Raw genomic sequence first — 13,806 nt, forward strand, 5'->3', positions numbered from 1 at the left:
TACGAAAGTGCCCGCCGGAGCGGGCACGATGGAAGGGGCGGAAACTCAGGCCTGCTCGGCGTACTGGGCCAGACGGGCGTCCTGCTTGAGCACTGCCAGGGTGGCGGCATGAACCTGCTCGGCAGTCACGTCGGCGGAACTGAAGATCTCGCTGAAGTGCGCCTGGGTGACGCTTGCGAAATGCGCACGATCCTCGGGCTTGATACCCAGCACGACGGCATAGGTGGTCAGCGCCTCGCCCTCGCCCATGGCCATGTCCTCGGACAGTTCGGTCATGATGCTGCCGAGCACCAGCATCGACTTGCCGTTGTACTGCAGCGCCCCGTCGGTCGAACAACCGTTGGTTCCGGAAGTCATGCCGAAGGTGGCGTTACCCGACGTGCCATTGGTGAGCGAAGCCACCAGATGGGATGGCAGGCCGCGCTGGCCTTCGAACAACATGTTGCCCCAACCGCAACCCGGGCCACCCGGCGCGGTGGCGAAGGCGCTGGCGGAAGCGGTGAAGAGCAGGGACGCTAGCAGAATCCGTTTCATAATCGTTCTCTTGTGCAGGGGGAAATAGCCGGCGTCCTCGCCGGCTGCGCTGTAGCTTTGGCAGAGCGCCAAGCGGTGTCAAGGTGAAAAGCCCGGCACTGCTGAATGGTTCAAGCTAAAGCGGCTGGACCAGTTTGTCGGCAACTCATCCGGTGGGCAAGACACGATCAGTAAACCTGCGCATGGTCATGTCATATTGACATTACTCATGGTAGTTTCCGCGCCAGCGCGCCATGGAGCGCGCACGTTGCCAATAACAAGGAGCTGTCGTGAAACTTACCCCCATCATTCTTACCGGTGCGATTCTCGCTTCCACCGGCTGCGCGAGCGGTCTGAACTCCTATCAGAAATCCGAACTGCGCCACTATGAAGCCGCCGGCCTGGTGGTCGAGGAAAAGAACCCTGCCCTGGGTACCGCACTTGGCCTGTTGCCAGGCGGTGGCTCGTTCTACGGCCGCGAATATGGTTTCGGGGTAGTCAACCTGCTGTTCTGGCCGCTGTCCATTCTCTGGGACCCGGTCAGCGGGCACAGCGCAGCGGAAACCATCAACTATCACGCCACCAAGCACCACGTCAGCACGCTGGAAAACCGCGAGATGGAAAAGTTGGAAGATCAACTGGCCCAGAACCAGATCGATCTGACCGAGTTCACCCTGCAGAAACGCAAGATCGAAGCGAAGTACCGCTTCAACTGAGCTCCACCTCCGTGCCGGGCAGTCTCGGCACGGCGCCTGCGGTTCAACATCGAGCCGCTCTTCGGGGCATCAGCTGCCGGAAAGCGCCGCCCGGGTAACCAGGTCGATGAATGCCTGGGCCAGCGGTGACTGCTCCTGGCGTCGCTTGACCAGCCACACGGCGGTAGTGGCGTCCTTGTCCAGCAGGGTACGAAACGCCACGCCGTCGATGCGGATGCGCCGAAACGACGCCGGCAACACCGAAACCCCCAGCCCCGCGGCAACCAATCCGATGATGGTCAGCGCCTCGTTCGCCTCCTGGGCGATCCGTGGGCTGAAGCCCGCCTGTCGCGCCAGATCGAGCAGTTGATCGTAGAGCCCGGTGCCGTAGCTGCGCGGAAAGAACACGAACGGCTCGGCAGCCAGCTCCGCCAGTGCCAGCCCCTCCTCGCCAGTCTGAGCCAGCGGATGCGCGGCGTGCATCAGCGCCACCAGCGGCTCGCTGAACAATTCCACCGTCTGCAACCCGGATGGCAGGGCGAACGGGCGGATCATGCCGACCTGCAGCGTCTCGTCCTGCACCGCCTCGACCACCTCTTTGCTGGTCATTTCCTGCAGGGCGAGATGCACCGCCGGGAAGGCCTGGCGGAACGCCAGGATCGCCCGCGGCAGGATCGAGGTGAAAGGCGCCGATGAGGTGAAACCGACCTGCAGCTCGCCGATCTCGCCCTGCTCGGCGCGGCGCACCACGTCCACCGATTTGTCCACCTGCGCCAGCGTCCGCCGGGTTTCCTCGAGGAAGATCCGCCCGGCATCGGTCAGCGAGACCCGACGGTTGGTCCGGTCGAACAGGCGCACGCCAAGTTCCTGTTCCAGCGCCTGGATCTGCTGGCTCAGTGGCGGCTGGGAAATACGCAGCAGCTCCGCCGCTCGACCGAAGTGCAGCTCTTCGGCCACGGCCACGAAATAACGCAGGTGTCGCAGCTCCATGAGCGCCTCATTGATTCGTAATACCTATTGATTCTGTCGAATAATATATTGGATACATTAAATCAAGCTTCCTATCATTTCTCTCCATAAGCCAGATCAGCTCCCTCGCGCCAACGCTCGAAACAGCGAATGCCCGTGACGGGTAACTTTTGGCCGGAAAAACGAACAGAGAGATCCAGCCTGATGAACAGCCTCCAGCGCGCAGCCGGCGAGCCGGCGCAAGCCGAAGAGGAACCTGCCCCTGTCCATACGGAAAAGGGCACGCCCCGCTTCACCCGTACCGCCCTGGCCCTGTTCGCCGGCGGCTTCGCCACCTTCGCCCTGCTCTATTGCGTGCAACCGATGATGCCGATGCTGTCGCAGGCCTTCGCTATCAATGCGGCGCAGAGCAGCCTGGTCCTGTCGTTATCGACCATCACCCTGGCGGTCGGCCTGCTGGTCACCGGGCCGATCTCCGACGCCATCGGCCGCAAGCCGGTGATGCTCGCCTCGTTGCTGGCCGCCGCGCTGTTCACCCTGGGCAGCGCCCTGATGCCCAGCTGGCACGGCGTGCTGCTGATGCGCGCACTGGTTGGCCTGGCCCTGAGCGGTTTGGCCGCGGTCGCCATGACCTACCTCAGCGAGGAGATCCATCCGCAGCACCTCGGGCTGGCGATGGGGCTGTACATCGGCGGCAATGCCATCGGCGGAATGAGCGGGCGGCTGCTCAGCGGGGTGCTGGTCGACTATCTGTCCTGGCACAGCGTGCTCGCCGTGATGGGCGGGCTGGCGCTGCTGGCCGCGCTGCTGTTCTGGCGCCTACTGCCGGAATCGCGACATTTCCGACCGCGCCCGTTGCGTCCTCGGGGGCTGCTACAGGGCTATACCCTGCACTTTCGCGATGCCGGCCTGCCCTGGCTGTTTCTCCAGGGCTTCCTGCTGATGGGCAGCTTCGTCACCCTGTACAACTACATCGGCTATCGGCTGATCGCCGCCCCCTTCCAGCTCAGCCAGACCCTGGTCGGGCTGCTGGCGGTGGTCTACCTGTCGGGAATCTACAGCTCGGCGCAGGTCGGCGCCCTGGCCGACCGGTTCGGCCGGCGCAGGGTGTTCTGGATGGTGATCGCGCTGATGCTCGCGGGAATCAGCCTGACCCTGTTCGAGCGGCTGCCGATGGTGTTGCTGGGCATGCTGCTGTTCACCTTCGGCTTCTTCGGCGCTCACTCGGTCGCCAGCAGCTGGATCGGCCGCCGCGCCACCCAGGCCCGTGGCCAGGCATCGTCACTCTACCTGTTCGGCTATTACCTGGCTCCAGCATCGCCGGTACCCTGGGCGGGGTGTTCTGGCACGCCGCCGGCTGGGACGGCGTCGGGTTGTTCATCGCTTCGCTGCTGCTGGCATCGCTCGCCGTGGCCCTGCATCTGGCGCGGCTACCGGCCTTGCCCGAAGCGCGCGCCGCGCACTGACCCGGAAACGAAACGCTCCGCAAAAGCGGGTAATGCCGTTCAGATAAGCACAGAGATTTCTTCGTAGGAGCGCGCCATGCGCGCGAATCGCGGGCATGGCCCGCTCCTACGAGATCCTGCACCCAGCTTGTCGCTTAAGTGAACAGCATTACGCAAAAGCGGGGCGTTTTTCGTGCAGGCGGGAGCGAATCAGGCGTGGTACTGCGCCGACAGCTCGTGCACCGCCTCGATGAAGGCGCCGGCATGCGCCGGGTCGACTTCCGGGGTGATGCCGTGGCCCAGGTTGAACACGTGACCGTTGCCATGGCCATAGCTGGCGAGAATCCGCGCCACCTCGGCACGAATGGCCTCGGGCTTGGCATAGAGCACGCTCGGGTCCATGTTGCCCTGCAGCGCGACCTTGTCGCCGACGCGCCGGCGCGCTTCGCCGATGTCGCAGGTCCAATCCAGCCCCAGCGCTTCGGCGCCGGACGCGGCCATGGACTCCAGCCACAGCCCGCCGCCCTTGGTGAACAGGATGACCGGCACGCGACGGCCGTCATGCTCGCGAATCAGGCCGTCGACGATCTTCTGCATGTAGGCCAGGGAAAACTCCTGGTACGCCGCGGCGGACAGGCTGCCGCCCCAGGAATCGAAGATCTGCACGGCCTGGGCGCCGGCGCGGATCTGGCCGTTGAGGTAGCTGGTGACCGACCGGGCCAGCTTGTCCAGCAGCGCATGCATGGCCTGCGGGTTCTCGTAGAGCATGGCCTTGGACTTGCGGAAATCCTTGGAAGAGCCGCCCTCGACCATGTAGGTCGCCAGGGTCCAGGGGCTGCCGGAGAAGCCGATCAGCGGCACGCGGCCATTGAGTTCGCGGCGGATGGTACGCACGGCGTCCATCACGTAGCCCAGGTCCTTTTCCGGGTCCGGGATCGGCAGGGCCTCGATGTCGGCGGCGCTGGCGACGACCTTCTTGAAACGCGGGCCTTCGCCGGTCTCGAAGTACAGCCCCAGGCCCATGGCATCCGGCACGGTGAGGATGTCGGAGAACAGGATCGCCGCGTCCAGCGGGTAGCGATCCAGCGGCTGCAGGGTCACCTCGCAGGCCAGCTCCGGATTCATGCACAGGCTCATGAAGTCACCGGCCTTGGCGCGGCTGGCGCGGTATTCCGGCAGGTAGCGGCCGGCCTGGCGCATCATCCACACCGGGGTGACGTCGACGGGTTGCTTGAGCAGGGCACGAAGGAAGCGGTCGTTCTTCAAGGCGGTCATGGCAGGGTTCCAGCAAAAAAGTGCCGTGCATTGTCGCAAAGCGGAAAACAAAAGGCACGGCGGGTACCGTGCCTTTTATCCAGGGTTTGATTCAGGTCAGGCAGCCCGGAAACCGCGATCAGACGCCGAGGAAGTCCATGATCCCTTCGGCCGCCTGGCGCCCTTCGTAGATCGCCGTCACCACCAGATCGGAACCGCGCACCATGTCGCCGCCGGCGAAGATCTTCGGGTTGCTGGTCTGGTGCTTGAACGAGTGCCCCACCCCGGGCGCGACCACGCGGCCCTGGTTGTCGACCTGGATGCCCTGGGCCTCGAACCACGGCGCCGGGCTCGGGCGGAAACCGAAGGCGATGACCACCGCATCGGCCGGCAGCACCTGCTCGGAGCCCGGGATCGGCTCGGGGCTGCGGCGGCCGCGAGCGTCCGGCGCGCCGAGACGGGTCTCGACCACCTTGACGCCTTCCACCTTGCCTTCGCCGACGATGGCGATGGGCTGGCGGTTGAAGAGGAACTTCACGCCCTCTTCCTTGGCGTTCTTCACCTCGCGGCGCGAACCCGGCATGTTCGCCGCGTCGCGGCGATAGGCGCAGGTCACGCTCTTGGCGCCCTGGCGGATGGAGGTACGGTTGCAGTCCATCGCGGTGTCGCCGCCGCCGAGCACCACCACCTTCTTGCCCTTCATGTCGATGAAGTCCTCGGCGGACTTCTCGAAGCCGAGGTTGCGGTTGACGTTGGCGATGAGGAAATCCAGCGCGTCGTGCACGCCGGGGAGGTCCTCGCCGGGAAAGCCGCCCTTCATGTAGGTGTAGGTGCCCATGCCCATGAACACCGCATCGTAATCGGCCAGCAACTGCTCGATGGTGACGTCCTTGCCCACCTCGGTATTGAGGCGAAACTCGATGCCCATGCCGCTGAAGATCTCGCGACGACGGCTGAGTACGGTCTTCTCCAGCTTGAACTCGGGGATACCGAAGGTCAGCAGACCGCCGATTTCCGGGTTACGGTCGAACACCACCGGGGTCACGCCGTTGCGTACCAGCACGTCGGCGCAACCCAGGCCCGCCGGGCCGGCACCGATGATGGCGACCTTCTTGCCGGTCGACTTGACCTTGGACATGTCCGGGCGCCAGCCCATGGCGAAGGCGGTATCGGCGATGTACTTCTCCACCGAGCCGATGGTCACCGCGCCGAAGCCGTCGTTGAGGGTACAGGCGCCTTCACACAGGCGATCCTGTGGGCAGACGCGGCCACAGACTTCCGGCAGAGTGTTGGTCTGGTGCGCCAGCTCGGCCGCAGCGAGGATGTTGCCCTCGGAGACCAGCTTGAGCCAGTTGGGGATGTAGTTGTGGACCGGGCACTTCCACTCGCAATAGGGGTTGCCGCAACCCAGGCAGCGATGCGCCTGCTCGCAGGCCTGCTGCGGCTTGAAGGGTTCGTAGATCTCGACGAACTCCTTCTTGCGCTGGCGCAGCAGCTTCTTCTTCGGATCCTTGCGCCCGACCTCGATGAACTGGAAGTCGTTATTCAGACGTTCAGTCATTTCAAAACCTCTTGACGGCAGCAGCAGGCCATAGGCCGCAACTGCAAGACTCTTCACGGCTGCCGCAGGCCTCTCGCTCGTCGCGCGAGGCTTGCGGCTTGCGGCTGCTTGTTATTGGGGGTTCGCGCGCGTGCTCGACAGCAGCGACGCCAGGTTGGCCGCCTTGGGCTTGACCAGCCAGAAACGACGCAGGTAGTCGTCGAGATTCTCCAGCAGCTCGATGCCCCAGGCGCTTGCGGTCTCGGCGACGTACTCGCGCAATACCTCCTGCAGATGGCTGCGATGGGCCTCCATCGTTTCACCCGTGATGCGGTGCAAATTGACCAGCTCGTTGTTCACCCGATCGATGAAGCTGTTGTCCATGTCCAGCACGTAGGCGAAACCGCCAGTCATGCCGGAGCCGAAGTTGTGCCCGGTCTTGCCCAGCACGCAGACGAAGCCACCGGTCATGTATTCGCAGCAATGGTCGCCCGTGCCTTCCACGACCGCATGGGCACCGGAGTTGCGCACCGCGAAGCGCTCGCCCGCGGTACCGGCGGCGAACAGCTTGCCGCCGGTGGCACCATACAGGCAGGTGTTGCCGATGATAGCCGAGTCCTGCGAACGGTAGGCGCTGCCCTGCGGAGGAGTGATCACCAGCTTGCCGCCGGTCATGCCCTTGCCGACGTAGTCGTTGGCATCGCCTTCGAGGTAGAGGTTGAGGCCGCCGGCGTTCCAGACGCCGAAGCTCTGGCCGGCGGTGCCCTTGAAGCGGAAGGTAATCGGCGCAGCGACCATGCCCTGGTTGCCGTGCTGGCGGGCGATCTCACCGGACACACGAGCACCGATGGAGCGGTCGCAGTTGCAGATTTCCAGCGCGAACTCGCCACCGCTCTTGGTCCCGATGGCGCCCTTGGCCAGCTTGACCATTTCCTCGGCCAGCAGACCCTGGTCGAACGGCGGGTTCTTCTCGACCTCGCAGAACTGCGGCTTGTCGGCCGGGATGTCGTTGCCGCCGAGCAGCGGGCTCAGGTCCAGGTTGCCCTGCTTGGCGGTCTCGCCCGGCAGGATCTCGAGCAGGTCGGTGCGCCCGATCAGTTCGCCCAGGCTGCGCACGCCCAGCCTGGCCAGCCACTCGCGGGTTTCCTCGGCGACGAACTGGAAGAAGTTCACCACCATGTCGACGGTGCCGATGAAGTGGTCCTTGCGCAGTTGCTCGTTCTGGGTCGCGACACCGGTGGCGCAGTTGTTCAGGTGGCAGATACGCAGGTATTTGCAGCCCAGCGCGATCATCGGCGCGGTACCGAAGCCGAAGCTCTCGGCACCGAGGATCGCCGCCTTGATCACGTCCAGGCCGGTCTTCAGGCCGCCGTCGGTCTGCACCCGGACCTTGCCGCGCAGGTCGTTGCCGCGCAGGGTCTGGTGGGTTTCGGCCAGGCCGAGTTCCCAGGGCGAGCCGGCGTAGCGGATCGAGGTCAGCGGCGAAGCGCCGGTGCCGCCATCGTAGCCGGAAATGGTGATCAGGTCGGCATAGGCCTTGGCGACGCCGGCGGCGATGGTGCCAACGCCCGGCTCGGCTACCAGCTTGACCGACACCAGCGCCTGCGGGTTGACCTGCTTGAGGTCGAAGATCAGCTGCGCCAGGTCCTCGATGGAATAGATGTCGTGGTGCGGCGGCGGCGAAATCAGCGTGACGCCCGGCACCGCGTAGCGCAGCCGCGCGATCAGGCCGTTGACCTTGCCGCCGGGCAGCTGGCCACCCTCGCCGGGCTTGGCGCCTTGCGCCACCTTGATCTGCAGCACTTCGGCGTTGACCAGGTATTCCGGGGTGACACCGAAGCGACCGGTGGCGACCTGCTTGATCTTCGAGCTGCGCTCGGTGCCGTAACGGGCCGGATCTTCGCCGCCCTCACCGGAGTTCGAGCGGGCGCCGATGCGGTTCATCGCCGCGGCGATGGCCTCGTGGGCCTCGGGCGACAGCGCACCGAGCGAAATGCCGGCCGAGTCGAAGCGCTTGAGGATCGCTTCCAGCGGCTCGACCTCTTCCAGCGCCAGTGGCTGCTCGGCCACCTTCACCTTGAGCAGGTCGCGCAGCATCGCCACCGGGCGCTGGTCGACCAGCGCGGTGTATTCCTTGAAGCGGCCGTAGTCGCCGCTCTGCACCGCCATCTGCAGCGCACTGACCACGTCGGGGTTGTAGGCGTGGTATTCGCCGCCGTAGACGAACTTCAACAGGCCGCCCTGCTGGATCGGCTTGCGATTGCTCCAGGCCTCGGCGGCGAGCGCCTTCTGCTCGGCCTCGAGATCGCTGAAACGGGCGCCTGGATGCGGCTGGCGACGCCGCGGAAGCTCAGCTCGACCACGTCCGCGGACAGGCCGATGGCCTCGAACAGCTGGGCACCACGGTAGGAAGCGATGGTGGAGATGCCCATTTTGGAGATGATCTTCATCAGCCCCTTGGAGATGCCCTTGCGGTAGTGCTTGAACACCTCGTAGAGATCGCCCAACACTTCGCCGGTGCGGATCAGGTCGCCCAGCACCTCGTAGGCGAGGAACGGGTAGACCGCAGTCGCGCCGAAGCCGATCAGCACCGCGAAGTGGTGCGGGTCGCGGGCGGTGGCGGTTTCCACCAGGATGTTGCAGCTGCAGCGCAGGCCGGTCTCGACCAGGCGGTGGTGCACGGCACCGACCGCCAGCGAGGCATGCACCGGCAGCTTGCCCGGCGCGATGTGGCGGTCGCTGAGCACCAGCAGCACCTTGCCGCCACGCACGGCTTCCTCGGCCTGGTCGGCGATGTTGCGGATCGCCGCCTCGAGGCCGAGGCTCTCGTCGTAGTTGAGGTCGATGACCAGCCGTTCGAAGCCCGGGCGGTCCAGTTCCATGATGCTGCGCCACTTCGCCGGGGAGATCACCGGCGTGGTCAGGATCGCGCGGTTGGCATGCTCGGGCGTTTCCTCGAAGACGTTACGCTCGGCTCCCAGGCAGGTTTCCAGCGACATCACGATGGCTTCGCGCAGCGGGTCGATCGGCGGGTTGGTGACCTGCGCGAACTGCTGGCGGAAGTAGTCGTAAGGCGAACGCACGCGCCGCGACAGCACGGCCATCGGCGTGTCGTCGCCCATCGAACCGACCGCTTCCTGGCCTTGCTCGGCCAGCGGACGCAGGACCTGGTCACGCTCCTCGAAGGTGACCTGGAACATCTTCATGTACTGCTTGAGCTGGTCGGCGTCATAGAAGGCCGAACCATGATCGTTGTCGTCCAGGGTCGACTGGATGCGCAGGGCATTCTGGCGCAGCCACTTCTTGTAGGGCTGCTGCGACTTCAGGTGATTGTCGATGTCATCGGTGTGCAGCACCTTGCCGGTGTGGGTATCCACGGCGAGGATCTGCCCCGGACCGACGCGGCCCTTGGCCAGGACGTCCTCGGCTGGTAGTCCCAGACGCCGACTTCGGAGGCAGGGTGATGTAGCCGTTCTTGGTGGTCACCCAGCGCGCCGGACGCAGGCCGTTACGGTCGAGCAGGCAGACGGCGTGGCGACCGTCGGTCAGCACCACGCCGGCCGGGCCATCCCAGGGCTCCATGTGCATGGAGTTGAATTCGTAGAACGCGCGCAGGTCCGGGTCCATGGTCTCGACGTTCTGCCAGGCCGGCGGAATGATCATGCGCAGACCACGGAACAGATCCATGCCGCCGGTGACCAACAGTTCGAGCATGTTGTCCATGCTCGAGGAGTCCGAACCGGTACGGTTGATCAGCGGCGACAGGCTCTCGAGATCCGGCAGCAGTTCGTTGGCGAACTTCAGGCGGCGCGCCTGGGCCCAGTTGCGGTTGCCGGTAATGGTATTGATTTCGCCGTTGTGCGCGAGAAAGCGGAACGGCTGAGCCAGCCGCCACTGCGGCATGGTGTTGGTGGAGAAGCGCTGGTGGAATACGCAGATCGCCGTGGCGAGGCGCTCGTCGCCGAGGTCCGGGTAGAACTGCGCCAGGTCGGCGGGCATCATCAGGCCTTTGTAGATGATGTCCTTGTCCGACAGGCTGCAGACATAGAAGCCCTTGTCGTCGGCCAGGGCGACTTCCGCCCGGCGCCGGGCGAAGAACAGCTTGATGCCGAAGTCGCGCTCGCTGATCCCGTCAGCGCAGACATAGACCTGCTCGATGCGCGGCAGGCGCTCCAGGGCCAGTTGCCCGAGCACGCTGGTATCGACGGGAACTTCGCGCCAGCCCACCAGCGTCAGCCCCTGAGCGGCGATTTCCTCGTTCAGGCGGGCCCGCGCGGTCTCGGCCATGGCGGCGTCCTGGCTGAGGAAGATCATGCCGACCGCATAGAGCGCCGGCAGCTCGGCATTGAAATGCTCGAGAGCTTGGCACGCAGGAAGGCATCGGGTTTCTGCATCAGCAGGCCGCAGCCATCACCGGTCTTACCGTCCGCATTGATGCCGCCGCGGTGGGTCATGCAGGTCAGGGACTGAATGGCAGTCTTTAGCAGGTGATGGCTAGCTTCGCCCTGCATGTGGGCAATCAGACCGAAGCCGCAGTTATCCTTGAACTCTTCAGGACGAAACAGACCTGCTCTCATAGGCACTCCACCAGCTAAAATGCGTTGTAAATCAACCCCTTATTGACGGCGCACAGAATCGCCCCGTCATTCACGTGGGCAAAAGGGGGAGCAGTTTACAAAGCCAGATGGAACGGCACAATTTATTTTTGCAAGCCCCAAAACGGTGCATTACGCACTTTTTTGGGGCGTTTTTCTAGCGCGACTGACCAGCTTCCTGTTGCACGCTGGCGAAACTCCGCACCCAGGGCTTGCCCGCCTGCAGCGCGGCGGGCAGTGTCTTGACTGCCGCCACAGCCGCCGCACGGTTGGCGAAATTCCCGTAAGTCACGACATACAGCGGCTTACCCTGGTGCTGCTTGACGAAATAATGATAGTTGCCGCCATGCTGCTGGATGAATGCCTGGGCATTCTTCTCGGCTCGTGTACCGAGAATCTGTACCAGGTAATGGGTTCCAGGCTGACTGGCATACCAGTTGTCCGCCCCCCTCGGAGCCTCCGCCACAGGAGCAGGCGCAGGCTTAGCGGCAATTTGCCGCACCGGTTCAGCGGGCGCAGGAGCAGGCGTCGGCTTGGGTGCCGGCTCGATTCGCTCTGTCGGCACGGGGAGCGGAACTGCCTCTTCGCCCCGCTCCTCCGCCCCGGACGGCGCCGACTCGCTCTGCTCCTCGCCTCCCGCAGCGGCTGCAAGCGGTTCGCGGATGACCGGCTGGGCATCCCCGGCCAACGGCAGAGAGAGAGGGCGCTCCCGCCCATCGAACTCGATCGCCGCCTCGCGCTCCTCGACCGCACCTTCCGAGGCAACCGGCTCCCCCCCCTTCAACGGCAGGCGCGTCACCTCCGCTGGAGCGGTGCGCTCATCCTCCCCGCCGCGCAGCAAGAGAAACGCCAGACCGACGATGCAGACCACACCCAGCACCGCCAATAGATGCTTCTTGGGCAACGGCAGTGCCATGCCCTTCGCCTTTCCTCGTCCTCTGGCACTCTGCATCGCAGCCAGCAGTTCTTCCCGGGCCGCCTGGTTGATCGCTCCCGGCCAGCCCCCCGATTGCTCATGGATGCGCACGATCTGCTCTTCGCTCAAGCACTCGATACCGCCCCCGGCCCCTTCGAGCCGCAGCGCCAGGTACTCGCGGGTTTCATCTTCGTCATAAGGTTGCAGCGCGATCGCATGGTAGCGCTCATCCCCCTCGCTCAGTGCCTCCAGGCGCCCGACCAGGGCCGGTTCGCCGAACAGGAACACATGGGGTCGCGCCTCGGGGCTTCCGGCGGCCAGGCGCAGCAAGGTTTCCACCGCAGCACCGGTCAGACGCTCGGCATCGTCCACCAGCAGGTAGACCTCCTGCCCGGTCAAGGCCAGCTGGATCACCTGCGCCATCACTGCATCGAAATCGGCACTCTGGCTGTTCAATGCCTGAGCGATCTGCGCAAGCAACACGCTGGCATCGGTCGTCGCCTGCGGCGTAATGACCACGCTTTGAACGGACTGCTTGTTGCTACTGGCCACCAGCGCTTGGCGCAGGAGCGTCTTGCCACTGCCTTCGGGCCCCGTCACGGCCAGCAGCAACTGGCTGTAGCGCGCCAGGTGATGCAGCTGCCCGAGCACCGGTTTGCGCTGCGCAGGAAAGAACTTGAAGCCCGGAACACGAGCAGCGAAGGGATCATGGCTGAAGCCGTAGTGGTTCAGAAACGCATCGTCCGCGGACAAACTGGTCATGGAATCTTCTTACGCCCCAAGTGTTCCGTCAGCGCGCCGTAATCGACGCTCAATGTGGCCTCCAGCACGTCACGGGGGAAATCACCGGTAACCACCGCTTCCCCCATCTGCTTGAGCAGGACCAGGCGCAGCTGGCCATCCATCACCTTCTTGTCGACGGCCATGTGCTCGAGGAAATCCTGCGGCCGCATCTCGACTGGTGGCACCACCGGCAGCCCGGCTCTGCGCAACAAGCGTATCGCCCGATCCCGGTCGTCCGGCCGAATCCAGCCCAGTTGACATGACATCTGCAAGGCCATCACGGTTCCCGCCGCCACGGCCTCGCCGTGCAGCCAGACGCCATATCCCATATGGGTTTCTATCGCATGGCCAAAGGTATGGCCGAGATTGAGAATGGCGCGTACGCCCCCTTCCCGTTCGTCGGCATTGACCACCGCAGCCTTGGCCGCGCAGGAACGATGAATGGCTTCGGTCAAGGTATCCGAATCGAGGGCACGCAACCGGTCGATATTCGTCTCGAGCCAGCCAAGGAAGGGCTCATCGCAAATCAGCCCATACTTGATCACTTCGGCAAGACCGGCCGACAACTCACGAGACGGCAATGTCGCCAGGGTCGTGGTGTCGATCACCACCGCCCGGGGCTGATAGAAGGCACCGATCATGTTCTTGCCCAGCGGGTGATTGATGCCGGTCTTGCCACCCACCGACGAGTCGACCTGGGATAGCAGCGTGGTCGGCACCTGAATGAAGTCCACCCCTCGCTGGTAGCTGGCCGCCGCATAACCCGCCATGTCACCGATCACGCCGCCGCCGAGCGCAATTATCGTCGTGCGGCGGTCATGCCGAGCGCCCAGTAGCGCGTCGAAAATGAGCTGCAGGGTCTGCCAGTTCTTGTGAGCCTCGCCATCGGGAAGGATCACTGGCGTGACGGCATAGCCGGAGAGGGCCCGCGTCAAACGGTCGAGATAAAGCGGCGCTACCGTCTCGTTGGTGACGATGGCGACCTGCCGGCCACGGATCTGCGCGGCGAATAGCTCGCTGCGGTCGATCAACCGCTCGCCGATATGAATGGGATAGCTACGCTCGTCGAGATCGACCTGAAGAGTCTGCATGAGGC

The 13,806-nt window shown here is 64.5% G+C and carries 7 protein-coding genes and 2 pseudogenes; 2 read left to right on the plus strand and 7 right to left on the minus strand.

Translation table 11 applies throughout. The features are described from left to right. Nucleotides 1–45 precede the first annotated feature (45 nt). Nucleotides 46–534, minus strand: coding sequence for a DUF3015 domain-containing protein (locus tag BAY1663_RS02925; protein WP_037037841.1), 489 nt, complete (start codon nt 532–534; stop codon nt 46–48). 269 nt (nt 535–803) lie between these two features. On the opposite strand from BAY1663_RS02925, the gene BAY1663_RS02930 reads away from it, so the two are divergent. After that, entirely contained in the window at nt 804–1,229 is a 426-nt protein-coding gene (locus tag BAY1663_RS02930; RefSeq protein ID WP_037037842.1) for a hypothetical protein, read from the plus strand. A 69-nt stretch (nt 1,230–1,298) separates the two neighbouring features. On the opposite strand, the gene BAY1663_RS02935 is transcribed toward BAY1663_RS02930, so the two are convergent. Beyond that, the gene (locus BAY1663_RS02935; RefSeq protein WP_037037843.1) at nt 1,299–2,198 is read right to left on the minus strand and encodes a LysR family transcriptional regulator; all 900 of its coding nucleotides are present in this window, start codon (nt 2,196–2,198) and stop codon (nt 1,299–1,301) included. A 183-nt stretch (nt 2,199–2,381) separates the two neighbouring features. Between BAY1663_RS02935 and BAY1663_RS02940 the strand changes: the two are divergent. Continuing rightward, nucleotides 2,382–3,643, plus strand: a pseudogene (locus BAY1663_RS02940) (MFS transporter). Nucleotides 3,644–3,832: 189 nt separating this feature from the next. Here the strand turns inward: BAY1663_RS02940 and hemE are convergent. The 5 genes and pseudogenes from hemE to aroB all read right to left on the minus strand — a co-directional run bounded on the left by hemE (nt 3,833) and on the right by aroB (nt 13,801). Then, complete coding sequence (gene hemE / locus BAY1663_RS02945) at nt 3,833–4,897, minus strand: uroporphyrinogen decarboxylase (RefSeq protein ID WP_037037844.1); 1,065 nt, start codon at nt 4,895–4,897, stop codon at nt 3,833–3,835. 118 nt (nt 4,898–5,015) lie between these two features. Beyond that, on the minus strand, nt 5,016–6,437 hold the full coding sequence (locus BAY1663_RS02950) for an FAD-dependent oxidoreductase (RefSeq protein ID WP_037037845.1): 1,422 nt from the start codon (nt 6,435–6,437) through the stop codon (nt 5,016–5,018). Nucleotides 6,438–6,548: 111 nt separating this feature from the next. Continuing rightward, nucleotides 6,549–10,993: pseudogene (gltB, locus tag BAY1663_RS02955) on the minus strand (glutamate synthase large subunit). A gap of 175 nt (nt 10,994–11,168) precedes the next feature. Next, nucleotides 11,169–12,689 carry an AAA family ATPase gene (locus BAY1663_RS02960; protein WP_037037846.1) on the minus strand — a complete coding sequence of 507 codons (1,521 nt, stop codon included), beginning with the start codon at nt 12,687–12,689 and terminating at the stop codon, nt 11,169–11,171. After that, entirely contained in the window at nt 12,686–13,801 is a 1,116-nt protein-coding gene (gene aroB, locus BAY1663_RS02965) for a 3-dehydroquinate synthase (protein WP_037037847.1), read from the minus strand. The genes BAY1663_RS02960 and aroB overlap by 4 nt, the downstream gene beginning before the upstream one ends. Nucleotides 13,802–13,806 lie beyond the last annotated feature (5 nt).

Origin of the sequence: Pseudomonas sp. BAY1663 (assembly GCF_000582595.1) — a bacterium.
GTDB lineage: Bacteria > Pseudomonadota > Gammaproteobacteria > Pseudomonadales > Pseudomonadaceae > Stutzerimonas > Stutzerimonas stutzeri_AF.